The sequence below is a fragment of the Dolichospermum sp. FACHB-1250 genome, assembly GCF_014696335.1.
Taxonomy (GTDB): Bacteria; Cyanobacteriota; Cyanobacteriia; order Cyanobacteriales; family Nostocaceae; genus Dolichospermum; species Dolichospermum planctonicum.
Genome location: NZ_JACJPZ010000048.1, coordinates 1 through 26181, shown reverse-complemented (window position 1 = coordinate 26181; position 26181 = coordinate 1). Strand labels below are relative to the sequence as shown.

The following is a 26181-nucleotide window of genomic DNA, read 5'->3' as shown; positions in this document are numbered from 1 at the left end:
ATTTGTTCATAGCCAATAGATTTGAGAAAATCAGAAGCGATTTAATAATCAAGCACTTATAGTTATTTAAGTTGCAAAGGGAGAAGACCGGATGAAATTAGCTTACTGGATGTATGCAGGACCAGCCCACATTGGTACTTTGCGGATTGCTAGTTCTTTTAAAAATGTTCATGCAATAATGCACGCACCCCTGGGTGATGACTACTTTAACGTCATGCGTTCCATGCTATCGCGGGAGAGAGATTTCACTCCAGTGACAACCAGCGTCGTTGATAGAAACGTTTTAGCCCGTGGTTCTCAAGAAAAGGTAGTAGACAATATCACCCGCAAAGATGCGGAAGAACACCCCGATTTAATTATCTTAACTCCTACCTGCACTTCCAGTATTTTGCAAGAGGACTTACACAACTTTGTGGAACGGGCGCAGTTGGAAGCAAAAGGGGACGTAATGCTGGCGGACGTAAACCATTACCGCTACAATGAACTACAAGCCGCAGACCGGACTTTACAACAAATTGTCCAATATTACATTGACAAAGCCCGGAAGCGGGGGGAATTATCAACACAGAAAACCGCTAAACCCTCGGTTAATATTATCGGCGTTTCTACCCTTGGTTTCCACAATAACCACGACTGTACCGAACTTAAACGGTTAATGGCTGATTTGGGAATTGAGGTCAATATTGTCATTCCTGAAGGTGCTTCGGTTCACGAGTTGAAAAATATGCCCCAAGCTTGGTTTAACTTAGTTCCTTATCGGGAACTGGGGTTAACAACGGCTAAATATCTAGAAGAACAATTCGGGACACCTTACGTAGATATTACGCCCATGGGTGTTGTAGAAACTGCTAGATGTATACGTAAAATTCAGCAGGTAATTAACGCCCAAGGTGCTGAGGTGAATTATGAAGACTTCATCAATGAACAAACTCTTCATGTATCCCAAGCGGCTTGGTTTTCCCGTTCTATTGACTGTCAGAACTTGACTGGGAAGAAAGCGGTGGTTTTCGGTGATAATACTCATGCAGCGGCTTTAACAAAGATTCTCTCGCGGGAAATGGGGATTCATGTGGTTTGGGCGGGTACTTATTGCAAATATGATGCTGACTGGTTTAGAGAACAGGTGAGCGAATATTGCGATGAAGTATTAATTACAGATGATCATGGTGAAATTGGGGATGCGATCGCTCGTGTTGAACCTGCTGCTATCTTTGGTACACAGATGGAACGTCACGTTGGTAAACGTTTGGATATTCCTTGCGGTGTGATTGCAGCACCAATTCACGTGCAGAATTTCCCCATTGGTTACAAACCATTTATGGGTTATGAAGGTACAAATCAAATCACAGATTTAATCTACAATTCCTTCACTTTGGGAATGGAAGATCACCTTTTAGAGATATTTGGTGGACACGATACAAAGGAAGTAATTACCAAAGGAATTTCCGCAGAATCTGGTTTGAATTGGACAAAAGATGGACAAGCAGAATTGAATAAGATTCCTGGTTTTGTGCGCGGGAAAGTGAAGCGAAATACGGAAAAGTTTGCCCGTGAACGTGGGTTTAAGGATATCTCCGCTGAGGTTTTGTATGCTGCGAAGGAGTCTGTAGGAGCATAGGGTTTCCGTGGTTGATTAATAAGATTAAGGGGTATCCTAAATGGATGCCCTTTTTGCTTATTTAATGCTAATTTGAGCTTCATTTAAGTTGCCCAGAATATTCATACTTAGTTTACTATCTTTGTAGTAAAGATAAATTTATTATACATAAGTGTGATGACAATGCCATCGAATTTAGTAATTCAGGATGCTAAGATCACCAAATACTTACTGGTGTATCAGCCTAAAAGTGATAAATCAGGATATTTGGCTTGAGCCGGATATAACTTGGATAACTGGGAAGTTCTCAAAAACGATATAATAAAAGCTGTGAAAGGTTCTGAAATTTCAGATGTTACCCCAACTGGTTATGGATCTCAGTTTACTGTTAAAAGTCAATGCCGTGGTCCAAATGGCCGCTTACTTAGGTTATCACTATCTGGCAACAGGATGAAGGAACAGAAGTATGAAGATTTATAACTTTAAAACCTGATAGATCAAAGGAGAATTAAAAGATGACAACAGCCACCTTATTCCAATGGGTGGAACTAAAACAAGATGTTCCTAACAGCCCTGTAAAAGCTGGTAATAAGGGGGTTGTTTTAGATCATCTATCCCAACTAATTAACTCCTTAAATGAAAGATTTGGTACAGATTTTACCTTAGCAGATCAACTGTTTTTTGAAAAAATTACCGAAACAGTGATCGCTAATGATTCTATCAAAAAAGCTGCTCAAGTCAACACTAAAGAAAACTTTGCTCCTGTGCTAGAAAAGCATCTAGAAAACCTCTTTATTGAACGCATGGACGGGAATGAAAAAATATTTATGGAGGTGATGAATAATGAAGAATTTAGAGCAATGGTGTTAGAAAAATTACTATCTAGTATTTATGAGACATTGAACCGAAATGTAGATGAAACCGGCAATAGCAACTAAAAAGGAGCGATTTTTACCAGCCTACAAGGGTTTGAGGCTCATTTACAGCAGTTTCTATAACACTTTGGTACAATAATTGAGTAGATAAAAGTAAATCCTCGCTAATTCGTGGAAATTTTCACTTTAGTAGTAGAATAACAATGTTAAGTTTTATGTGCCGACCTTGAGGATATAAAACAAGACCATACAAAACCTGTAATTTCCGAAGCTTCTTTCATAGCTTTTAACAAGACAACAGTAAAGAGAGGATTTCACAACATGACATTTACACAACCCCCCTTACCTTTTGCTTCTGATGCTTTAGAGTCTTACGGCATGAAAGCTGAAACCTTTGAGTATCATTATGGTAAACATCATAAAGCTTATGTAGATAATTTGAACAAGCTAGTTGATGGTACAGAATTAGCTCACAAGTCTTTGGAAGAAGTAATTCAAATCGCTTTTGGTGACTCTGCTAAGGCTGGAATCTTCAACAACGCGGCTCAAGTTTGGAATCACTCTTTTTTCTGGAATTGCTTAAAACCCGCAGGTGGTGGCGCTCCTACAGGCGCATTAGCTGCTAAAATTGCACAGGATTTTGGTAGCTTTGACAAATTCAAAGAAGAATTTTCTACCGCTGCTGCTACTCAATTTGGTAGTGGTTGGGCTTGGTTAATTGATGATCATGGTACACTAAAAATCATGAAAACACCAAACGCCGAAAACCCCCTCGCTCATGGTAAAAAAGCGCTTTTGACCATTGACGTTTGGGAACACGCATATTACATTGATTTCAAAAATGCTCGTCCTGCATTCATCAAGAATTTCCTAGATAATTTGGTGAACTGGGATTTTGTCGCTGCAAATTTTGCTGCTTAGATTTTAATTGATACAGCAGCTTTCAGCAGTTAGCAGTAAAACCCTTGTTTGTGCAAAGCTTTGTGGCTCAGACAGGTACCTCATTGACTTGCAGTTGTAAAAGTATCATTATCATTAGATAGGTCTTATTGAGAATAGCTGACCTATCTTTTTTTACCATAAATCGTGACATTCTTGTCAGTTAGATCAGTTCGGAAATAGCTGTAATTAATTCAAATACATCTATGGGTTTAGGAAGATACTTTTGAAAACCAGCGTTTAATACTTGATTGATGACTTCATTTGCAGTATAACCTGTGAGTGCGATCGCTGGAATTTGTCTTTTCTGGGTGGATTCTAAAGACCTGATTTGGTTTAGTAAACTATAGCCATTTTCCTCGGGCATCCCAATATCAGTGATTAAGATATCTGCTGGAAACTGTTGGAGACATTTTAATGCTTCCCTAACAGAATCCGCAGTCATGACTACTGCTCCATACTCTTCCAAGGCAAAAACCAAAAACTCACGGACATCAATATTATCATCAACAACTAAGACTTTTACACCATCAATAGTTGAATGTGGGGAATTGTTGAGCGACTTGCTCAAGGGGTTTAGCTCTGGCTGTGACTGGAGTAATGGTATTCTAACTGTAAAAGTTGCTCCCTGTCCCTTACCTAAACTTTTAGCCCAAATATTTCCCCCGTGCAATTCTACCAAGTGACGGACAATTGCTAAACCTAGTCCCAGTCCGCCATAATTTCGGGTATTGGAAGCATCAGCTTGACGAAAATAGTCGAAAATATAGGGCATAAAATCAGGACTAATACCAGATCCTGTATCAATTACTTGAATTTGTGCTTCTGAGCCTACTGTGTTTAGTCTGATTTCAACTTGTCCTCCGGGGGATGTAAACTTAATCGCATTAGTGAGCAAATTCCAGACAATTTGTTGTAAACGAATTGGATCACCTAATACCATCACATTATGAGATGCAATTGTCAGCAATATTTTAATTGACTTAGCTTTGGCAGCTAAATACATAGTATTAATTGCGGTTTCAATTGGTGATACTAAGTTGACTGGGTGAATATTGAGGCTGACATTACCTCGAACCATTCGAGAAATATCTACTACATCTTCAATTAATTGGGTTTGTGATTTGGCGTTGCGTTCAATAGTTTCTAAAGCCAGTGCTGTTTTTTCGGGACTTAATTTCCCAGATTGCAGCATTTGTGACCAACCAATTATAGAAGTCAGAGGCGATCTTAATTCATGAGAAAGTATGGCTAAAAACTCATCTTTAATGCGATTAACTCGTTGAGATTCCTCGTAAAGATGGGCATTATTCATTGCTAATAATAGCATTTGCGCTAACTGCACTAAAATAGCTTCATCATCTTCTGTAAAATCACCTTCATATTTATCAGAAAGGTGCATAAAACCAATGTGTTTACCTTTAATATCAATCAGTGGTGCTACCAGCCAACCGCGCAGGGGTAAATTGTTATTAATGTTATTAATTGCGGCTGGATGTGCTTCTAGTTCAGTCTGAGTCATTCGTATTGAATTTTGGATTTGACAACCTAACCTATAAAAATCAGATTCATCAAACTTTTCATAATTTTCCCGCCACTGTTCATATTTATCTGCAAGATGAACTGTATGAACTGCTTTTGTGCAACTTTCATCTATTTTAATACTAATGATTGATTGGTGCGCTCCGATAATTTCCGCAGCTTGCTGTGTAACCAATTGCAGTATATTATGAGTTGATAGTGTTGAATTAATAGTCAGAGATAAATCAGCTAACTTTTGCAAACGATTAGTGATTTTGAGAGTCATAGCATATTCTTCTAATTGTTGATTAGCTTGTTTGAGGCTGTCTGCTTGTTCTGATAAATTAGTATATAACTGAGCATTTTCTAGGGAAATAGCAGTTTGGGTCATTAACAAATTCAAAACTTCAATTTTATTATATGTAAATGCCCCTACAGTTAGCTGATTTTCTAAATATAAAATACCCATAAATTTACCTTTGTGAATAATAGGAAGACATAACAAACTTTTAGGTTGCTGGGAGACAATATAAGAATCAGCAGCTATTAACAGATTAGTTTTAATATCATCGGTTACGAATATTTTCGCCGTATTATAAACATAATTAATCACATTGATAGGAATATCTTTACTTAAATTCACCGGGGTTGATTCTTGGATAACATTTGCATTATCTATTTTTATGGCTTCCACAAATAGATGATTATTTTTAACTAGAATTAAAACAGATTTACTTGCACCGCTATTTTCCATCATCACTTGCATTAATGTTGATAGCAATTTATCTATGTGGATTTCACTAGCAATTACTTGAGAGAATTTTATAACTGTTTTCAAATCAATAGCCTCCGAAATACTATTATTTTTAGAAATCATCATTGATACAGGTTTTTTTCCTGCTTGTAGAGTCTTAGCAAGTAATTGGGGATAGGATTTTTCTAAATGGTCTACCTTAGCTTTTCCTCCCCAGCGTAAATAGCCATAATATGCTTTTGTCATATATAATGAAGCAATTTCATTTCTACCTAAAGATAAATAAAACTCTGCCGCTAATTCATAAGCTAAAGCTTCTTCATGAAGATATTCATAATTATTTGCACCTTGAATAGATCGGTCATAATATTCCATTGCTAAAAGCATTTGCCCTAAAACTCTAGCTTTTTCAGCCTCTATCAGGTCATATTTATGTTGATAATTCATTGGGGCATTAACAGCCCAATACTGCATCTTTTGCTGATTTGCTAAAACTTGTTTCATGGACTCCAGTTGTTCATGTTCAGACTGATAATTATATGCAGCCAACAGAGACAAAGAACAGTAAAAATTATGTTGGCTGACAGTAATTTGTCCTGGCACAGATATTATATATTGTTTAGCTAACATAGCACTATCAAGGGCTTTTTTGTATTCTTTAAACAAATAAAATTGTATGGTTTTAGTTAGATAAAATCCAAAGAGAGAGTGATAATTTTTATTATTAACTAAAAATAGAAACAATTCTTCAGTAAAAAAATCACCATTAAATTGGCATTTATCCTGATTTATTGCTTGCAAATTAAATATTATTTGTTGCCAAGTTTTGATATTTTGAGTATGCCAATCGAGTTTTCTATGAGAGATTAAAGCAGCACAATTTTCTAGATATTCAGATACAGTTATTAAATTTTCCCCAGCAAATAACATCATGAACATATTAAACGTATAAGCAAAACCTAAAAAGTCTGTTTCACCTATTTTCCAGCCATATTCAGCAATTTCTTGTAAAGGAACTATAGATCCTCGAAAATGCTGTTTCCAATAAATAATATGAGAATACCATAATATTAAAATTCTGAACCTGATCACTTGATTATCAAACTGCTCTGATAAATTAAGAGCTAATTTTCCATAACTATATCCAGTATTAATATCCGAAAACCTATCGCAGACTATCAAGCCATAACAAATATAAGTATAAGCAGACTCCACAGAATTGCCATATTTAATAGCCAGATTTATTATAGTAAGTATAATCGGCAATTCCATCTCCAATTGTGAGAAATAAGCTATAAAACCAAGTCCCATTAGTATCCCCATTGCTGCAAGTTTATAAGGATCTGTCATTTTTGGTAAATGGATTAAATCCTCAACGTTAACATTTATTAGGGGTACTTTTTCTACAGTAACTTCTAGTTTCTCTAATAATTTTAGCCCTGTATCAAAGGTTAATTCCATGTCATGCATGAGCATTTGCTTTTTGTATACCTTAACTTCATCTAGTACACTAATTGCATTTTTCCTAACTATTTCTATATAAGTTATTGCTTGCTCAGGATGAATATTTAAATATGCTGCCTCCACCGCTTCTATATAAAGGTTTAATGTTAGGTTATATTCATGCTGCCAACTATCTGCTGCAAGTAATGATAAACCTTTTTTTAAATACCTAAAAGCAGCATCATAAGCTGTAGCTAATTTGGCTTTAGAACCGGCAATTAAATTTAGTTGAGCTACTGCATATTTTTCTGACTGAATCGTAATTAAATCCATGCCAATATTCAACTGATTCACAATTTCAAATATATTTTCTTCTATGTCTTTTTCCGAGGTATTTTTTAAGAGCAATTGCCCAACTTTTAAATGGGTAGATTGTTTTTCCTGGTCAGGAATCAAAGCATAAGCAGCTTGCTGTACACGATCATGTAAAAATCTGTAACTAAATTTCTGTTCTTCGTAGTTATGAACTGCTGATAACTGTTGATTATTAAGTAAATCAGATTGAAAGAAGTTGTAAATTTTTGTTGTCGGAATTATAAATTCTTCTAACAATGCTTTCCACAAATCTACCGCTGTTTCTATCTGAGATTTTTCATTAATTTTTGCTAATGTATCTAAATTAAATTGGTTGCCAATACAAGCGGCCAGCTTTAATACTGATTGAGTTGATTCAGGTAATTTTTGTAATTGCAGTGCGATAAATTCTACCACATCATTAGTGATAGCTAAAGCTTGAATTTGTGCGATATCACACTGCCAATAATGACAATCAAAGTTAAAGCGAATTAAACCATCTTCATAGAGAGATTTGATAAATTGGTGGCTGAAAAAGGGATTTCCCTGGGTTTTTAGATAGACTAATTGAGTAAAAGGTAGAGCTACTGTAGTCGGACAATTGAGAGTATCAGCAATGAGTTGATTGAGATCAGATTGATTGAGAGAATTTAGGGTAATAGTATTAATTATAGATACAGTTTTGCGGATATTCTCAATAGTTAATATTAAAGGATGTGTAGCAGACACTTCATTATCCCGGTAAGCACCAATTAACAATAAATAACTAATTTCATTTGTAGTCATTAGTAATTGCATCAATTTAAGAGAAGCCAAATCTACCCATTGTAAATCATCAAGAAATATGACTAAAGGATGTTTTTGAGTGGTAAAAACATGAATAAATTTCTCAAATAGCAAGTTAAAACGATTTTCTGTGGCCATGGTGGACAATTCTGGAACAGGAGGCTGTTTACCAATAATTTGTTCTAATTCTGGGATAACGGCAATAATAACTTGAGCATTTTCTCCTAACGCAGACAGAATTTTAGTTTTCCATTTTTGCAATTGAGTATCACTTTCAGTTAATAGTTGATCTATTAAATTTCGGAAAGCTTGTATAAATGCAAAAAAAGGAATATTGCGTTGAAATTGGTCAAATTTACCTTTAATAAAATAACCCCTAGCACAAACTATGGGTTTATGAACTTCATTAACTACAGCGGTTTTGCCAATTCCCGAATAACCAACCACCAGGAGCATTTCCTTATTATTAGCACAAATACGCTCAAAAGCTGTGAGCAGAGTTTTTACTTCTACTTCTCTACCATACAGTTTTTCAGGAATAGTTAGGCGATCGCTAATATCTCTTTTTCCTAATTCAAAAGTCTGAATATTTCCAGTTTCTTCTCCAGCTTTTATACACATTTCTAAATCATACTTAATCCCATGGGCAGACTGATAGCGATATTCAGCATTTTTCGCCATCAATTTATGAATAATTGCCGATAAAATCGGGGGAATATGACTATGGATATCATGTAATAATGGAGGTTGTTTAGCAATATGGTAATGTATCAATTCTATGGGTTCATTACTAGCAAAAGGTAATTCTCCAGTCAAAAGCTCAAAAAATGTCACACCTAAAGAATAGAAATCTGTCCGGTAGTCAACCAAGCGGTTAATACGTCCAGTTTGTTCTGGAGATAAGTATGATAGAGTTCCTTCCAGAACATTAGGACTAGCGAGAGTTTGAGTTTCTCTCTTAAGTAAGCAAGCAATACTAAAGTCAATTAGCTTAACTTCTAAGGTGCTAGGTTTAATCAGAATATTAGCGGTTTTTATATCTTTGTGAATCACCCTTTGATGATGCAATTCTTGTAAAATAGAAACTATTTGTAGAGCAATAGTGAAAAATTCTTTTAATCCTACTGCGCTGTTTCCCATACCTCCTGCCCCCCATTCTTTGATTTTTTCCTGGAGAGAAACACCCCCAAAATCCTCCATTACCAAAGCATAGCCGTTTTCATAATTTTCCAGTCCATAGGTTTTAATAATGCCGGCAATATTCAGATTTTTGATAATAGTATATTCATTACGAAACTGCACCAATTTCTCGAATTTTGGGTACTCCTGACGTAAAAATTTGATAACTACTGATATTTGGTCTTTTTCTCTTATGCATCGAAAGACCAAAGTTTCACTACTAGAATAAATTTTTTCAACTATTTTATAACCTGTTAATTTTACCATTTGCATATCCCATAAACCCATAAAATTTTTTTCACCAAATGTTTGTCACAATAGCGAAATAAAAGTGCTTGTGATAATGGCTGCTATTTTTTTCATGATCATCAATTCAAAATCAAAAATATCATAACGCAAAAGTTGCCATATTGCCAATAACCACAGAATTTTATTCATACCTCATCCTTGAATTGCAGTGGTTAATTCATTTGTAACAATTTGTGAAGCAATAACACAGAAGCTTGGAAGCCCCATATCTGTGCAGCCTCCTTTACTTCGTGTTCTTTGCTACTTTGTAGTTTATTGGTTCGTAATTTTATTAATTTTATTATTTATACGTAAGTATGTTTATTTATCCCTGATCATCAGCTGTTACGCACTTAAATTGTATAATCCTAAAGTTGATATCCCCAACTTTTTTAATAAGTCAGGGATATGAATTTTAGAGACTATTAATATCAATACCTTTAGCTTCTAATTTTGCTAATAAGTCTTGATAATTTTGACGTTCTTGTTCAGCACGTTGATTTAATTCTAGAAATGTGAGAAACTTTTTTCCATCTGCGGAGGAAATACTTTACTTAAGTCTAGCGATAAATCAGGGAAACAGGGTAAAGATATCACTTGATTTGGTAAGACAATTCGCCTATTTGCATAACCAAATTGACATTGTTTATTTTGATATGGTTTACTGTAACATTCTCAGCAATTATCTAATAAATTAAATATCCAATAATCAACAATTCCGGCTTTTGCATACAGAGGTATTTTTACCTTTTGGTCATAATCTATTGCAGCATCTGCAACTTCTAGGAAGTTCCCGCAATAAATTACGTAAACAAGTTTCATACGCTCTACCTTTTGATACCATTTCTATCAATTCTCCGTTAATTAATTGAATGTGATGCCTACGGCGAGCGCAGCTATCATCTTCTTTGAAAAAGCCGATTTCGGTGAGTTGGTGATATTCTTCCAGAGTAAAACTTTTAACCTGAATCCTAGTCATATATCTTGCTCCTTGAGGAATTGCCATTACATATATTCTAAAATGTGCCAAGAATTGCTATGCTAGAATCATAGTAACTATTAAGGAAACAATGCGATCGCCTACTCTTACCCCGACAATGACTGCTTTTCCCTTGGCCGCTGTAGTTGGCCAAGAAGCAATTAAAATAGCTTTGCTGTTGACAGCAGTAGACCCCGTTTTGGGGGGTGTGGTAATTGCAGGTCGTCGCGGTACTGCTAAATCTGTAATGGCGCGTGCAATCCACGCTTTATTACCACCTATTGAAGTTGTGAAAGCTTCTGTTAGCAACTGTGACCCCAACCATCCAGAAGAATGGGATGATAAACTCTTAGCTGAACAAAGACAGGAGATAGAAACGGAAATTATTCCCGCACCTTTTGTGCAAATTCCCCTGGGTGTGACTGAAGACCGGCTTTTGGGTTCTGTGGATGTGGAACAGTCGGTTAAGCAGGGTGATACAGTATTTCAACCGGGGTTACTCGCTACAGCTAATCGAGGTGTGCTGTATGTAGATGAAATCAATTTATTAGATGACCAAATTAGTAACCAACTTTTATCGGTATTATCGGACGGACGTAACCAAATTGAACGGGAAGGAATTAGTTTTCAACATCCTTGTAAACCGTTGTTTATTGCCACCTATAATCCCGAAGAAGGGGCATTAAGAGAACATTTACTTGATAGAATAGCGATCGCCTTATCAGCAGACGGAGTTCTGGGTATAGATCAAAGAGTACAGGCAGTTGCACAAGCGATCGCCTATTCCAAGTCTCCCACAGAATTTCTGCAACAATACAGCGAAGACATAGACTCCCTGAAAACCCAAATCATCCTGGCACGGGAATGGTTAAAGGAAGTCACCATTACCCCAGAACAAATTACCTACCTCGTCAATGAAGCCATTCGCGGGGGTGTGGAAGGACATCGCGCGGAACTATTTGCGGTGCGTGTAGCCAAAGCCGCAGCAGCTTTAGAAGGACGTAATACCGTAACAGCGGATGATTTACGTCGCGCTGTGGAATTGGTCATAGTTCCCAGAACCACTATCATCCAAACACCACCAGACGAACAGCAACCACCTCCACCTCCACCCCCACCACCAGAAAACCAAGACGAGTCGGAACAAGAAGAAGAACAAGAGTCAGAACAGGAAGAGGAAAAAGAAGAAGACCAAGAACAGCAAGAACCCCCAGACATTCCCGAAGAGTTTATTTTTGACCCAGAAGGGGTAATTCTTGACCCAGAGGTGCTTTATTTTACTCAAATGGCACAACGGCAAGGTAAATCGGGAAGTCGTAGTATTATCTTCTCAGACGACCGGGGACGGTATATCAAGCCAATGATTCCCAAAGGTAAAGCCCGACGCATCGCCGTAGATGCCACATTGCGAGCCGCAGCCCCATATCAAAAAGCACGCCGAGCTAGACAGCCAGATAAAAAAGTCATTGTTGAACAGGGAGATATTCGTTCTAAGCGGTTGGTAAGAAAAGCCGGCGCTTTAGTCGTATTTGTTGTAGATGCTTCTGGTTCAATGGCTTTAAATCGGATGCAATCTGCTAAGGGTGCAGTCATGCAGCTTTTAACAGAAGCCTATCAAAATCGTGACCAAGTATCTTTAATCCCCTTTAGAGGAGAACAGGCAGAAGTATTATTACCCCCTACCCGTTCCATTGCTTTAGCTAAAAATCGGTTAGAAAGATTACCCTGTGGTGGCGGTTCACCCTTAGCACATGGTTTAACTCAAGCTGTGCGGGTGGGGATAAATGCCCAAATGGGTGGCGATATCGGGCAGGTTGTTATCGTGGCAATTACTGATGGACGCGGTAATATTCCGTTAGCTCGTTCTTTGGGTGAACCCATAGAACCAGGAGAAAAACCAGATATCAAAGCCGAATTATTAGACATTGCAGCCAGAATTAGGGCTTCGGGAATGCAATTGTTAGTCATTGATACGGAAAGTAAATTTGTATCCACTGGCTTTGCCAAAGAATTGTCAAAAACCGCTGGTGGTAAATATTATCACTTACCAAAGGCCACCGATAAAGCGATCGCCGCCATGACTAGAGGTGCTATAGCTGACATGAAAGCAAAGTAAATTAACGTAAATCAACTTTTCGTGGTTTTGTTTTATTATATACAGCATAACTACGAAAAAATCAATTTATATTTTTTGAAAATTAATATTTGTACTGCTGCCAATTATGTCTAGGTATTAGACCACTGAATAATACTCCTCAAAGAGACTAATTGACTCCATGTGACATCAGCATGGCTAAAACCCCAAGGATTTTGTAAGTGGAAAGTTCCATTAGTGGCATTATAAGATGTAATGGTGTAAGCATGACCATTAACCACACCATAATCACCACCATAGACAAAAGCTGCCGTTAAAACCTGATGAGAATTAACCAAATTAATCAGTTGAGTTTGAGTCATATTAACGGCTTCAAATGATGAAGTTCCTAATCCCGTTACCTGACGAATTACTGTATCCATCCAACCAGTTTCTATGGCTGCGTAGGAATTATTTTGAGTATCACTGTAAGTACGACTCCAACCAGATTCAGCTAATTGGGCATAGGCTTTTTCTGCTAAAGCTACCCAAAGTTCATTGCTATTAGAAGAAACCGAGCCTCCACCCCAACCAGCATAAGCGGCATAACCACCAGAAGTTGGCAAGTAACGATCTACTGTGACATAATCAGCTACGCCATTGTTATAAAAACGCACAGTGAAGGTATTATCACCATTGTTCGTAAACATATTTTGGATGTAATCAGGTTTTTCCCGGGCTATAGAAGCTAAAGTTACTAGATAATAGCAGTCTCCCACCGCTCCTTGGTAAATGTCATCAGCACTAAGTCCATTTTGGAACAGAGAACCACTAACATAACTATAGGTATAACTGGAACTGGTTAAATCAGGTCTATCATTTCCTAAGAACCACTTACCAATCAGATTTTCCATTTGGGTAGCACTACTACCGGCAAACAAGTTACCAATACCGGAACGAGTGTTAGCAACGTCACTATTAGCAATTTTATTAGATAGGACCTTCACGGAATCAGCCATAGTGAAAAAGGTAGAGTTACTAACAAGAGTCCGTAAGTCAGTTAACTCATTGGCATTAATTACACCACCATCTTTAGCATCACGGAAAATAGCAATCATGTCATTGCGACTCAAATTACCATCAGCCGCTAAGGAACTGGTTAAAGCGATAATTTGAGCATCTCGGAGATTTTGACTATACCAATCTGTTAACGACAAACTGTAAGTAGTATTACGACTATATTGATATATCCGCACATAATAAGTACCCGCACTCAACTGACGAGTAATGGATTCCGAAGTAGTACCACCAGCAGTAGAACGGGAAATTACACCACCAGAACTATTGAGTAACTGAACATCTGCATCGGCACTTAAGCCTGTTAAACTCAAACTAAAGTTACTTTGTCTTTCCACATTGAATTTATAGTAATCGTTAGTATCAGATCTTCCTACCCAATCACTAAAACTTTGAGTTGCTGTTAATGCACCAACAGCACGGGCTGTAGCTGTGGTATTTCCCGCATTATCAACAGCAGTAGCAGTTAACGACAAACTGTAAGTAGTATTACCACTATATTGATATACCCGCACATAATAAGTACCGGCACTCAACTGACGAGTAATGGATTCCGAAGTAGTACCACCAGCAGTAGAACTGGAAATTACAGTACCAGAACTATTGAGTAACTGAACATCTGCATCGGCACTTAAGCCTGTTAAACTCAAACTAAAGTTACTTTGTCTTTCCACATTGAAACTATAGTAATCGTTAGTATCAGCTCTTCCTACCCAATCATTAAAACTTTGAGTTCCTGTTAATGTACCAACAGCACGGGCTGTGGTTAGGGTATTTCCAGCATAATCAACAGCAGTGGCATTTAACGACAAACTGTAGTTAGTGTCACCACTATATTGATATACCCGCGCATAATAAGTACCAGCACTCAACTGACTAGTAATGGATTCAGAAGTATTACCAACAACAGTAGAACGGGAAATTACACCACCAGAACTATTGAGTAATTCAATATTCGCATCGGCACTTAAACCTGTTAAACTCAAACTAAAGTTACTTTGTGTTCCCACATTGAATTTATAGTAATCGTTAGTATCAGCACTTCCTACCCAATCATTAAAACTTTGAGAGCCTGTTAATCTACCCACAGCACAGGCTGTAGCTAGGGTATTTCCCGCATAATCAGCAGGTACATTTAATGATGGAAGTTGCTGTAAACCAGGATCTGTGGGATTAGGATTTAAAGGATCTTTATCCAGGTAATTTAAGGAATTAGCCAATCCTGATAAAGAGGAATCAAAAGACTTTTCAGAATTATCAAACATAATGGACTCCTAAATCATTTATGAAAATGTGAATTCGTGTACGGTGAAGAATGCTGTCCGACAATGCTTATCCTCAGCACACCTCAACTATTCAGTATTGTTTCTACAAAAGTCAGATATGAATCTCTTTAAATCAATAAAATGAAAATATTCACACTAATTCAACCCAGATCAGGGTTATCAGGGTAAGTTTCGTCAAAACTTTTAAGATTCAAATATTTGACAATATTTTTGTATAACAATTAACTGTCACGAAATCAATATAAAAAGTAAATTAACGGGAGTCAAAAATTCGTATAATTATTGAAATCATTATTAATTAAATAAACAGCAGTACAAATAATTAATAATTAATATTCGTACTGCTTTCAATGATGTCTAGGTATTAGACCACTCAATAATACCTCTCAAAGAGACTAATTGACTCCATGTGACATCAGCATGGCTAGAACCCCAAGGATTCCGTAAGTGGAAAGTGCCATTAGTGGCATTATAAGCAGTAATGGTGTAAGCATGACTATCAAACACACCATAACCACCACCATAGACGAAACCCGCTGTTAAAACCTGATTAGAATTAACCAAATTAATCAGTTGATCTTGAGTCATATTGCTGACGGATTGGGAAGTAGCGCTTAATCCCGTTACCTGACGAATTACTGTATCCATCCAACCACCTTCTATGGCTGCGTAGGAATTATTTTGAGTACCACTGTAAGTACGACTCCAACCAGATTCAGCTAACTGGGCATAGGCTTTTTCTGCTAAAGCTACCCAAAGTTCATTGCTACTAGAAGAAACCGAGCCTCCACCCCAACCAGCATAAGCGGCATAGTTTCCATAAGTTGGCAAGTAACGATCTACTGTGACATAATCAGCTACACCATTGTTATAAAAACGCACAGTGAAGGTATTATCACCATTGTCCGTAAACATATTTTGGATGTACTCAGGTTTTTCCTGGGCAATAGAAGCTAAGGTTGCTACATAATAGCAGTCTCCCACCGCTCCTTGGTAAATGTCATCAGCACTAAGTCCATTTTGGAACAGAGAACCACTAGCAGACTGATAGGTATAACCTGTATCGGGGCGATCAGTACCCAAGAACCACTTACCAATCAGATTTTCCATTTGGGTATCACTACTACCGGCAAACAAATTACCAAAACCGGAACGAGTGTTAGCTGCGTCACTATTGGCAATCTTATTAGATAAGACCTTCACGGAATCAGCCATAGTGAAAAGGGTAGAGTTACTAACAAGAGTCCGTAAGTCAGTTAACTCATTGGCATCAATTACACTACCATCTTTGGCATCGCGGAAAATGGAAATCATATCATTGCGACTCAAATTACCATCAGCCGCTAAGGAACTGGTTAAAGTGATAATTTGAGCATCTAGTAGATTTTGACTATACCAATCTGTGGGAGTTGGTGTGGGAGTTGGTGTGGGAGTTGGTGTGGGAGTTGGTGTGGGAGTTGGTGTGGGAGTTGGTGCAACATCAGTAGCATTTAAGGACAAACTGTAGTTAGTGTCACCACTATATTGATATACCCGTACATAATAAGTACCGGCACTCAACTGACTAATAATGGATTCAGAAGTATTACCACCAGCTTCAGAACTGGAAATATACTCACCAGAACTATTGAGTAACTGAACATCCGCATCGGCACTCAAGCCTGTTAAACTCAAACTAAAGTTACTTGGTGTTGTGACATCGAAACTATAGTAATCGTTAGTATCAGCACTTCCTACCCAGTCACTAAAACTTTGAGCGCCTGTTAATGTCCCAACATTACGGGCTGTAGCTAAGGTATTATCAACAGGTGTAGCAGTAGCAGTTAAAGACAAACTGTAGTTAGTGTCACCACTATACCGATATACCCGCGCATAATAAGTACCCGCACTCAACTGACGAGTAATGGATTCAGAAGTATTACCACCAGCAATAGAACGGGAAATTACAGTACCAGAACTATTGAGTAACTGAACATCCGCATCGGCGCTCAAGCCTGTTAAACTCAAACTAAAGTTACTTTGTGTTCCCACATTGAATTTATAGTAATCGTTAAGATCAGCACTTCCTACCCAATCACTAAAACTTTGAGCGCCTGTTAATGTCCCAACATTACGGGCTGTAGCTCTGGTATTTCCCGCATAATCAAGAGGTGCAGTTAATGATGGAAGTTGCTGTGAACTAAACACTGTGGGATGAGGATTTAAAGGATCTTTATCCAGGTAATTTAAGGAATTACCCAATCCTGGTAAAGATGAATCAAAAGACTTTTCAGAATTATCAAACATAATGCACTCCTAAATCATTTATGAAAATGTCAATTCGTATAGGGTAGGGAATGCTGACCGACAATGCTTATCCTCAGCACACCTCAACTATTCGGTATTGTTTGCACAAAAATCAGATCTGAATCTCTCTAAATCAATAAAATGAAAATAATGAAAATATTGACACTAATTCAACCCATATCAGGGTAGATTTTGTCGGAATTTTTAAGATTCAAATACTTGACAAGATTTTTGTAGAACAATTAACTGTCACGAAATCAATATAAAATGATTTACACTCATACCACCACAGTATAGAAAATTTATTTTTTGTATATTTTGGTATAAAATATACATTAATTACGCAGAAATGGCATGAAAGCCTTGATTTACCGTAAACACAATTCATCAGTTACTCCTACTTAACAGGTAAATCTTAATATTTTGTAATCTATTAGCAAATAAAAGGCTAAAATCAATCTTCTCGGTCATTTATCGTCCCAAATAACTTTATGTATTTTGTGACTTAGTTCTTTAAATACACATCTGTTTAATTTTATTTAATTATATTTTAGCTAGATTAGATTCTATTTTATTTATAGACAATACAGTAAAAAACCAACACCTAAGTAGGTGAACGGAAAACAACCGACATAAGTAACGAAAAGTAAAGTTGCCCAAAACCGTTCGGCTGACGCTCACGGCGAAGCCTCTCCCCTGTTCCCTGTTCCCTGTTCCCTGTTCCCTGTTCCCTGTTCCCTGTTCCCTGTTCCCTGTTCCCTGTTCCCTTGTCATAACGACAATTTTTCACGCCAACCTACTTAAATGAGATTGATCAGCTTCAAAAAATAAGAAAACCACTTTAAAAACTTCTACCTTAAAAGGTAAAATATCTGGTTTATTTTGACACAAAATAATATAACTGGCAAAAGGTTATAGATAAACTAAAGTGTTTATAAAATTTGTTTATTTATCTACATTTGTAAATAAACAACGGGTAACTTTAAGCAACAAATAAGCCATAAATAAGCCATAAATTAGAGCATTTTTGTATATTAATTTTTATAAAATTAAGTCAGAAAGGAAAGTGTTACATGAGAACAATGCAATCAACATCTTTAGCTGCATACTGAAAATACAATCACCAATATTTGAGATTTTCTTTGTCAAGCACCTCCGCTATGAATTTTGTCCACAGGATAAAAGCTAACCTGTCCAAAATCAAAATCTTGAACTGATAACTTGCATGGCCTAGCCATATTCACACTTACTAAACTCATACCAAATTAGGATTTTAGATTTGGTATCACACTTATGTACCGGAGAGGTCATGATATTTAACAATTTTTACCGAAAACTGCGCCAAGAAGCACAACTTTGGCGAGACGAAGGAATTATTAGTTCTTCCCAGCATGAACAAATAGCCAAGCGTTATCAACTCAATCATCTAGAAGAATCTACCCGTGATGGTTTTAGCATTATTGCTATTGCCATAGGTGGCTTACTTTTAGGCTTGGGTTTAATGACACTTGTAGGCGCAAATTGGCAGGGTTGGTCACGAGAAGTCAAGTTTATCTTGTTAATGAGTTTGTTTCTCTCCACTGCTATTACTGGTTTTTTGACCTGGAGAGAACCCACACTCACCATAAATCAAAGTAAAAAATCTCAACAAAGTAAACGGATATTGGGAGAAGCATTGTTAATTCTCAGTGCTTTCATTTTAGGGGCAACCTTAATGTTAATGGGGCAAATATTTAATATTAGCAGTTCAGCTTCTGAGTTATTTTTAGCTTGGGGGTTTGGGGTATTAGTCATGGCTTATAGTCTTTCCCTCAATTCTTTGGGAATTATGGCCATTATCCTCATTCAAATTGGTTATTGGATAGGAATTGGTGATTTATGGTCTGTGCCTGGAGAATTGAATTGGGCGCGGTTAGCTGTGCGTCATATGCCTCTATTGTCCTGGTTGCTATTTGTTCCTCTAGCTTATATTTGTCGGTCTCGGTGGATTTTTGGTATGGGAGTTTTGGCATTTATTCTCTCTTTAGAATACAATCTCAACCCTTTACCACTGTTGACATTTTCTGATGTCATTCCTTGGACAGCTTCTTTTGCTTTAGCCCTACCACCTGCTTTACTTTGGAGTTATGATGATCTACTTTTTCCTACTGTTAATTATAGGTTATTTCAACCCCTAGCCCGTAATTTGGGGTTGATATGTTTTGGTGTAGTTTTTTATCTTTTGTCTTTCCGTTGGCAATGGCAAGCTGTAGACTTTAGTTATGATCAACCCAATAATTTATCGAATGTGTTTCAGTCGTTACCAATTATTGATTTGGGTATTCTTAGTGGTTTGGCTGTATTACAATGGTTGTTTTTAGTTCGTCATAGAAATAGTCCACTCCGACGAGAAGTATTTTTTAAAATCGTCATCATTACTACTTTTTTGGCTTTCATTCTTATGACTCCTTTTTGGCATCAGGCTATCACTAGAATTACTGAACTAGGGATTTTTATCTTCAATATTCTCCTGGCAATATTAGCCTGGGGATTAATTCAAGAAGGTTTGAAGTTACGTAATAGAAATGCTTTTTGGTGTGGTATGCTATTATTTACTCTGCAAATTATCAGCCGGGTTTTAGAGTATAATACTGATGTCCTTTTCCGGGCTTTAGTATTTGCCTCTTGTGGTTATTCCCTTATTGCCGCCGGACTTTGGTTTGAACGGCATTTTACTACATCTAAAAGTAGTAATAACCAGAAATAGCATAGTTTTTCTATTAGTATGAAAGCATATTCATAAATCTCTGCGAATAAATTCCTATCGTAAATTTAGAAGTAATAGGAAAAGTATTTTTTCCTATCATCTATTACCAATTACTACATTAATCTCATGAAAAGTGACTCTCCTGAATCAAAAAAAACCTTAACTCCCGAAATGGAATTTTCTGAAAAATTGACTTTTCGGGATTATCTCATTGCTACAGAACAAAAGGCTAATAAACCTTTACCAATTTGGCGATTAATTGCCCCTTTATTGTTTCAAGTCGGTTTAATTTTGGCTATACCTGTTCAAGCAATGTATACAGATATGGCTGGTAAAACAGTAATTTTGCAAACTGTATCTGCAAATCCTGATAATCTATTTAGGGGTTCTTCATTAAACTTAGATTATGATATCTCCCGTCCCGAAATGTTGCGAAAAGTATCAGGTTGGCGGGAATGGCTGCGGAAAAATTCCCGCAGAAATGGACAAATTATCCAGGGAAGTACCTTATATCTAATTTTGCAAGAACAACAATCTTTTAATCGTAATCAATTTCAGTCCTGGAAACCTGTACGCGTAAGTATTAATCGTCCTGTTTCTCTAGTTAATAATCAAGTAGCTTTAAGGGGTAATTATCAAGACGGTTTGCTTAATTATGGGTTGGGAAACTATTTCATTTCTGACGCACAAAGACAACAAATCAATAATGATCTTGCACAAATTCAGGAAAATGGAGATAGTAGACAAGAACCAATATTAGTGAGGATAAAAGTAGATCCTCAAGGTAATGCTCTTCCTACGGGTTTATCCATAAGAAATCGCAATTATCCTTTTCAGTAGGTAAATAGGCTGCAATAAATATAATCAATATCCAGGTGGATATCTACAGCGATTTTCAGGTCAATGAACCACAGTTTTTGTTTCACGCAATCTCTCTTAGAGATCCCTAAGGGTAGGCACAAAGGAAGAAAGCAAAATATTCTTCCCCTATTTCTTATTCAATTTTTAAGTTCACAGGTAAGCGGGTATAAATCCCTTGGGGATCATTCATTGTTTGTAAAATCTTGATTTCTTGTTGAAATTTTCCCAACTCATTTATTAACGGGTTATTACTTTTAATTTCAGTTTTTTCTATTCCTAATTTGGCTTTCGTTTCATCTAACTTTTTCCCCAATAATCTTTCTCCCCAGCTACCAACTTGGGGATATTCTTGTAATTGCCAATTATTACCTAATTTTGCTTGTTTAGCTGCATATTCAATGGCTACATTTAACCCACCAATTTCATCAACTAACCCGATTTGTTTGGCTGCTGTTCCTGACCAAACTCGTCCTTGAGCAATTTCTGCGACTTTTGCAGTTGATAGTTTTCTTCCTTGGGAAACTTTCTGCAAAAATAAATTATAAATACGGTCAACACTGCGTTGGTAAACTTCTAATTCTTGGGCTGATTTAGGACGGGAAATAGTTTGTTGATCTGCATATTCGGACGTTTTTACAGTATCCCAAGTAATACCATTATTATTACCCAATTTTTGACCATTGAATAATACGCCAAATACGCCAATGGAACCTGTAATAGTGTTAGGTTCTGCAAAAATTCGGTTGGAGTCACTAGCAATCCAATAACCACCAGAAGCAGCTACATCTCCCATGGAAACAATCACAGGTTTAAGTTGACGAGTTAATTTGATTTCTCTCTGCATGATTTCCGCTGCGGTAGCACTACCACCAGGGCTGTTAATTCGCAAAACTACAGCTTTTATTTGACTATTTTCCCTGATTTTAGTGAATATTTTAGCAAAGCGATCGCCCCCAATTTCTCCATCGTTACCACTACCATTAACTATTTCTCCTTCTGCATAAACAACAGCAATTTTATGATCTGAATCTACAGATTCCCCTGGAACTTCTGCATAATCACCCAAACTAATTTTTGTGAATGTTTTATCTTTTTCTTGCTGACCAGTTAATTTTTTCAAATCTGTGAATACTTGATCTTGATAAGCAGTCTTGTCTACTAAACCATTTGCTTGTGCTGCTGTGGCTTCTAAAATTGGTTGATTATTAGCGATCACTTGTAACTTTTGCGGCTGTATATTTCGGCTTTTACCTACGGCTGTCCGCCATTCTCCCCAAATATCATCTAACAATTTTTGAGTTTGTTCCCGATTTTCTGGGCTGAGTTTATCCAGAATCAAAGGTTCTACTGCACCCTTAAATTTACCTACACGCACAATCTGCACGCCAATACCGTACTTTTGTAATGCTCCCGCTAAAAACATTGGTTGCGAACTTAAACCGTTCATTTCCATTGCCCCCATGGGATTAACCACGATTTGATTCGCTACGGAACTTAGATAATATTCCCGCTCATTCCAGTCTGTACTATAGGCAATAATTTTTTTACCTGTTTTACGGAATCTTTCCAGCGCTTGACGAATTTCTCTCAAGGAAGCATAACCAACCGCACTATTAGCATTAGTTCCATCTATATAAATACCCACAATACGTTGATCACGTCCTGCTTTATCTAAAGTTTCTACAACTTTACGGAGTGTAATACTATTTTCATCAACACCACTGAGAGTTTTTTGTAATAATTCATCAGAACTAGGTTCACTATCAGTGATTTTCATAGACAAGTCAAATACTAACACTGACTTATCCTTGACTGTTGGTCCTGAACCTTGAGAACTAGCAACCGCAATTAATATCAGCAAAAATCCTATTGTACTGAGTCCAGAAAAAATCATCAGTCCTAGTAAATTACCAATTAAACTTGCTAAAGTTTGTTTAATAAAGTTATTCATGGGTTATTAGTTATTAGTTATTAGTTATCGGTCTGTTACCACTTCTCGGTTGTCAGTGGTAACAATCATCTTTCTATTTTATCCGCTGTAAACTGTGTGATTGCTTCAATTTATACAAATCTTTATTTCCGGTACAAAATAACACAGTAGTTATTTCCGCAATTAATACCTCCGTTAATTCTATCACAGCCGCCTCCGATGCAGCCGCTGCCTTGAGGAAGGGCATTGCTAAACCAGCAATATCAGCCCCCAGAGCGATGACTTTAGCTACATCTAACCCATGACGCAACCCCCCAGAAGCAATTAAAGGAATATGGGGATCATACTCCCGAATACTGGTGATACAATCTGCCGTAGGTATACCCCAATCCCCAAATGTTCGCCCCAAACGCCGTTGTAAGGACGTTTCCGCCCTTTCGCTTTCCACCAAGGACCAGGAAGTACCACCCGCACCAGCAACATCAATAGCTGTGACTCCCGCAGCTATCAGTTTTTCCGCCATTGTCGCCGAAATTCCATTACCTACTTCCTTCGCAATTACGGGGACAGGTAATTTACTGCATAATTTGGCAATTTTGTCAAGCAATCCCCTAAAATTAGTATCACCCCTGGGTTGAATAAACTCCTGTAAAGGATTAATATGTAGAATTAGGGCATCAGCTGCAGTTAAATCAATAATTCGCAAACATTCATCTAGACCATATTCGTAATTAAGCTGTACCGCCCCTAAATTAGCAAACAGGAGAATATCAGGCGCGTACTTACGCACAGCGAAAGTATCAGCAACTTGAGGTTTTTCCACCGCCACCCGGACAGATCCTACACCCATTGCTAACTTGTATTGTTGGGCTACTTCCGCAAGACGACGGTTAATAATTCCCGCTTGTTCTGTTCCCCCAGTCATAGAGGAAATTAATAACGGTGCATTTAAGTATTTTCCCAGAAAATTCGTACTCAGATCAATATCTTGATCATTAAGTTCTGGTAAGCAAACATGAGTAAAGCGGTACTTTTCTAACCCAGTTGTGATTTCTGAACATTCAACATTATCTTCTAAACAGATACGGATATGATCTGCTTTGCGATTTTGAGTTTGGGCTGGAGTGTTGATAGAAGGGTTCACAGTTTAATATGGAATTATGTTAATATTTACATCTTTCACCAAGCCAAAGCAATTATCCTATTAGTCCTAGATATCTCAGTATCTATTGTTGCAAATATTCTGCATATCCAAGCTGATCTAGTTTAGCTTGTTTTTCCATCACCGAATTACACAGACTTTGGCGATAAGCCACAACTTTTTGTAATAACTCCGGTTGGTGGGTAGCGAGAATTTGTACAGCCAAAAGTCCAGCATTTTTCCCATTCCCAATGCCAACAGTGGCGACGGGTATTCCTGCTGGCATTTGTACTATAGAATATAAAGAATCCACACCTTGTAAATTCCGAGTCGAAACCGGGACACCAATTACAGGTAAAGGAGTTAATGATGCTACCATACCAGGAAGATGAGCCGCACCACCAGCACCAGCAATGATTACTTTCATACCCCTTTGATGTGCAGTTTTAGCATATTCTACCATCCGTTCTGGGGTACGATGGGCAGAGACAATAGCAACTTCACATACAATACCAAATTCTTCACAAATAGCGATCGCCTCTTTCATCGTAGGTAAATCAGAATCGCTACCCATAATAATACCAATTTCTACACTCATAATAATTAGGGATTGGGGGCTGGAGATGAGGGTATATATTTCCCATTAACGACCAATGACTAATAACTAAAATAACACCCATGCTGGACAACATAAACATTATTAACGCAAAAGTACCCGGTTATCAAGATCTACAAAGAATCTTAGTTAATCAAGAAGGCATAATTGACAGCATTATGCCCATGAATACAGCATGGCAAGATATTCTACCACAACATCTGCTTTTAGATGTGGCTGGAGACTGGATTTCTTTGGGTGGTGTGGACTTACAAATCAATGGTGGACTAGGATTAGCTTTTCCCGAATTAACATTAGAAAATTCCCATAATTTACCAAAAATCTCCTCATTTTTATGGTCAGCAGGAGTTGATGCTTATTTACCAACTTTAGTTACCACCTCTATCGAAAATCTTCACCGCTCCCTCGCCATTCTCACTGATTATACCCAAAATTCCCCAAATTCTGCACAAATTCTCGGAGTTCATTTAGAAGGACCATTCTTAAACTACTACAAACGTGGCGCACATCCATCCGAGTATTTACTCCCCCTTACCATAGATCAAATTAAACGAGTATTAGGAGACTACGCTCCTATAGTCAAACTCATTACCCTCGCACCAGAGTTAGACACCACAGGAAAAGTCATCCCTTATTTGCGTTCCCTGGGAATTACTGTTAGTTTAGGACATTCACAAGCTACCGCAGCCGAATCACAACAGGCTTTTGCTCAAGGTGCTACAATGATCACACACGCTTTTAATGCCATGCCTCCCCTACACCACCGCGAACCAGGTTTATTAGGTGCAGCTATCAATGATTCTCGTGTCTTTTGTGGCTTTATTGCTGATGGTCAGCACGTTAATCCAATGATTCTTAAAATTCTTCTACGTGCTAGTAAAAGCTTATTTATCGTCAGTGACGCTCTTGCACCTCTAGGATTACCAGACGGTATCTATCCCTGGGATAACCGACAAATTGAAGTGATCAATGGTACGGCTAGACTACAAGATGGGACTTTAACGGGAACAACTCTACCTTTGTTAGTAGGAGTGCAAAATCTCGTTAAATGGGAAGTTTGTGACATAGAAACAGCTATTAATTTAGCCACAAATGCACCTAGAAAGGCTATTGATTTACCAACATTTTCCTCCAATCAACCCGCTCATTTATTGCGCTGGAACTATGATCCAGTTGGAAAGGAACTCACTTGGCAACGTCTAACTTTCTGAATCAGAATTTATCAGATTTTTTATGGGATTTTTAGATCCCTGAATTCCTCATACCCCAATATGAAAAATCTCCGTCAAACCCCTTGACAAAATTCTGGGTTTTGATTATAGTTATGTTAAGGGTGGAAAAGTGTGCGACCATATATATAAGTTGGATTCCAGTCAAATAGCGATCGCAGGTGTATTTATAATTTTGGCAAACCCCTTGACAAAATTCTGGGTTTTGATTATAGTTATG

General features: G+C 37.4%; 15 protein-coding genes and 1 pseudogene. 7 read left to right on the top strand and 9 right to left on the bottom strand.

Annotated features, from left to right (window positions below; translation table 11 throughout):
- Window positions 1–91: 91 nt before the first annotated feature.
- The 3 genes from bchB (at window position 92) to H6F39_RS16000 (ending at window position 3393) form a co-directional block, all read left to right on the top strand.
- Window positions 92–1618 carry a ferredoxin:protochlorophyllide reductase (ATP-dependent) subunit B gene (bchB, locus tag H6F39_RS16010; protein WP_137908870.1) on the top strand — a complete coding sequence of 509 codons (1527 nt, stop codon included), beginning with the start codon at window positions 92–94 and terminating at the stop codon, window positions 1616–1618.
- A 494-nt stretch (window positions 1619–2112) separates the two neighbouring features.
- Window positions 2113–2535 carry a type I restriction endonuclease subunit R gene (locus H6F39_RS16005; protein ID WP_242028658.1) on the top strand — a complete coding sequence of 141 codons (423 nt, stop codon included), beginning with the start codon at window positions 2113–2115 and terminating at the stop codon, window positions 2533–2535.
- Window positions 2536–2793: 258 nt separating this feature from the next.
- Window positions 2794–3393 carry a superoxide dismutase gene (locus H6F39_RS16000; RefSeq protein ID WP_137908869.1) on the top strand — a complete coding sequence of 200 codons (600 nt, stop codon included), beginning with the start codon at window positions 2794–2796 and terminating at the stop codon, window positions 3391–3393.
- 181 nt (window positions 3394–3574) lie between these two features.
- Here the strand turns inward: H6F39_RS16000 and H6F39_RS15995 are convergent, their stop codons facing one another.
- The 3 genes and pseudogenes from H6F39_RS15995 to H6F39_RS15990 all read right to left on the bottom strand — a co-directional run bounded on the left by H6F39_RS15995 (window position 3575) and on the right by H6F39_RS15990 (window position 10715).
- On the bottom strand, window positions 3575–9715 hold the full coding sequence (locus H6F39_RS15995) for an AAA family ATPase (protein ID WP_190397016.1): 6141 nt from the start codon (window positions 9713–9715) through the stop codon (window positions 3575–3577).
- Between the two features lie 45 nt (window positions 9716–9760).
- Window positions 9761–9886 (bottom strand): hypothetical protein, encoded by a 126-nt coding sequence (locus tag H6F39_RS21010; protein WP_255501582.1) that lies wholly within the window; start codon window positions 9884–9886, stop codon window positions 9761–9763.
- A gap of 357 nt (window positions 9887–10243) precedes the next feature.
- A pseudogene (locus H6F39_RS15990) lies at window positions 10244–10715 on the bottom strand (Uma2 family endonuclease).
- Between the two features lie 91 nt (window positions 10716–10806).
- Here H6F39_RS15990 and bchD point away from each other — a divergent pair.
- Complete coding sequence (gene bchD, locus H6F39_RS15985) at window positions 10807–12831, top strand: magnesium chelatase ATPase subunit D (protein WP_190397015.1); 2025 nt, start codon at window positions 10807–10809, stop codon at window positions 12829–12831.
- A 110-nt stretch (window positions 12832–12941) separates the two neighbouring features.
- On the opposite strand, the gene H6F39_RS15980 is transcribed toward bchD, so the two are convergent.
- The 3 genes from H6F39_RS15980 to H6F39_RS15965 all read right to left on the bottom strand — a co-directional run bounded on the left by H6F39_RS15980 (window position 12942) and on the right by H6F39_RS15965 (window position 18228).
- Complete coding sequence (locus H6F39_RS15980) at window positions 12942–15131, bottom strand: pre-peptidase C-terminal domain-containing protein (RefSeq protein WP_190397014.1); 2190 nt, start codon at window positions 15129–15131, stop codon at window positions 12942–12944.
- 378 nt (window positions 15132–15509) lie between these two features.
- Window positions 15510–17438 (bottom strand): C2 family cysteine protease, encoded by a 1929-nt coding sequence (locus tag H6F39_RS20320; RefSeq protein WP_199290956.1) that lies wholly within the window; start codon window positions 17436–17438, stop codon window positions 15510–15512.
- Between the two features lie 604 nt (window positions 17439–18042).
- Window positions 18043–18228 carry a hypothetical protein gene (locus H6F39_RS15965; RefSeq protein ID WP_190397020.1) on the bottom strand — a complete coding sequence of 62 codons (186 nt, stop codon included), beginning with the start codon at window positions 18226–18228 and terminating at the stop codon, window positions 18043–18045.
- 519 nt (window positions 18229–18747) lie between these two features.
- On the opposite strand from H6F39_RS15965, the gene H6F39_RS15960 reads away from it, so the two are divergent.
- Together H6F39_RS15960 and H6F39_RS15955 are read left to right on the top strand one after the other, a co-directional pair.
- Window positions 18748–20184: a DUF2157 domain-containing protein gene (locus H6F39_RS15960; RefSeq protein ID WP_190397013.1), complete on the top strand. Its 1437-nt coding sequence runs from the start codon at window positions 18748–18750 to the stop codon at window positions 20182–20184.
- A 126-nt stretch (window positions 20185–20310) separates the two neighbouring features.
- Window positions 20311–21024 carry a GDYXXLXY domain-containing protein gene (locus H6F39_RS15955; RefSeq protein ID WP_190371626.1) on the top strand — a complete coding sequence of 238 codons (714 nt, stop codon included), beginning with the start codon at window positions 20311–20313 and terminating at the stop codon, window positions 21022–21024.
- A gap of 154 nt (window positions 21025–21178) precedes the next feature.
- Here the strand turns inward: H6F39_RS15955 and sppA are convergent, their stop codons facing one another.
- The 3 genes from sppA to purE all read right to left on the bottom strand — a co-directional run bounded on the left by sppA (window position 21179) and on the right by purE (window position 24714).
- The gene (gene sppA, locus H6F39_RS15950; RefSeq protein WP_190397012.1) at window positions 21179–22996 is read right to left on the bottom strand and encodes a signal peptide peptidase SppA; all 1818 of its coding nucleotides are present in this window, start codon (window positions 22994–22996) and stop codon (window positions 21179–21181) included.
- A 73-nt stretch (window positions 22997–23069) separates the two neighbouring features.
- Entirely contained in the window at window positions 23070–24119 is a 1050-nt protein-coding gene (gene fni / locus H6F39_RS15945; RefSeq protein ID WP_190397011.1) for a type 2 isopentenyl-diphosphate Delta-isomerase, read from the bottom strand.
- Window positions 24120–24201: 82 nt separating this feature from the next.
- Window positions 24202–24714, bottom strand: coding sequence for a 5-(carboxyamino)imidazole ribonucleotide mutase (gene purE / locus H6F39_RS15940; RefSeq protein WP_137909531.1), 513 nt, complete (start codon window positions 24712–24714; stop codon window positions 24202–24204).
- A gap of 80 nt (window positions 24715–24794) precedes the next feature.
- On the opposite strand from purE, the gene nagA reads away from it, so the two are divergent.
- Window positions 24795–25943: an N-acetylglucosamine-6-phosphate deacetylase gene (gene nagA, locus H6F39_RS15935; RefSeq protein WP_137909530.1), complete on the top strand. Its 1149-nt coding sequence runs from the start codon at window positions 24795–24797 to the stop codon at window positions 25941–25943.
- Window positions 25944–26181: the final 238 nt, after the last annotated feature.

What these genes read in the sequence shown, in the direction of transcription:
- bchB (WP_137908870.1), top strand. Translation starts at nt 92, where the DNA reads ATGAAATTAGCTTACTGGATGTATGCAGGACCAGCCCACATTGGTACT.
- H6F39_RS16005 (WP_242028658.1), top strand. Translation starts at nt 2,113, where the DNA reads ATGACAACAGCCACCTTATTCCAATGGGTGGAACTAAAACAAGATGTT.
- H6F39_RS16000 (WP_137908869.1), top strand. Translation starts at nt 2,794, where the DNA reads ATGACATTTACACAACCCCCCTTACCTTTTGCTTCTGATGCTTTAGAG.
- H6F39_RS15995 (WP_190397016.1), bottom strand. Translation starts at nt 9,715, where the DNA reads ATGGTAAAATTAACAGGTTATAAAATAGTTGAAAAAATTTATTCTAGT.
- H6F39_RS21010 (WP_255501582.1), bottom strand. Translation starts at nt 9,886, where the DNA reads ATGAATAAAATTCTGTGGTTATTGGCAATATGGCAACTTTTGCGTTAT.
- bchD (WP_190397015.1), top strand. Translation starts at nt 10,807, where the DNA reads ATGCGATCGCCTACTCTTACCCCGACAATGACTGCTTTTCCCTTGGCC.
- H6F39_RS15980 (WP_190397014.1), bottom strand. Translation starts at nt 15,131, where the DNA reads ATGTTTGATAATTCTGAAAAGTCTTTTGATTCCTCTTTATCAGGATTG.
- H6F39_RS20320 (WP_199290956.1), bottom strand. Translation starts at nt 17,438, where the DNA reads ATGTTTGATAATTCTGAAAAGTCTTTTGATTCATCTTTACCAGGATTG.
- H6F39_RS15960 (WP_190397013.1), top strand. Translation starts at nt 18,748, where the DNA reads ATGATATTTAACAATTTTTACCGAAAACTGCGCCAAGAAGCACAACTT.
- H6F39_RS15955 (WP_190371626.1), top strand. Translation starts at nt 20,311, where the DNA reads ATGAAAAGTGACTCTCCTGAATCAAAAAAAACCTTAACTCCCGAAATG.
- sppA (WP_190397012.1), bottom strand. Translation starts at nt 22,996, where the DNA reads ATGAATAACTTTATTAAACAAACTTTAGCAAGTTTAATTGGTAATTTA.
- purE (WP_137909531.1), bottom strand. Translation starts at nt 24,714, where the DNA reads ATGAGTGTAGAAATTGGTATTATTATGGGTAGCGATTCTGATTTACCT.
- nagA (WP_137909530.1), top strand. Translation starts at nt 24,795, where the DNA reads ATGCTGGACAACATAAACATTATTAACGCAAAAGTACCCGGTTATCAA.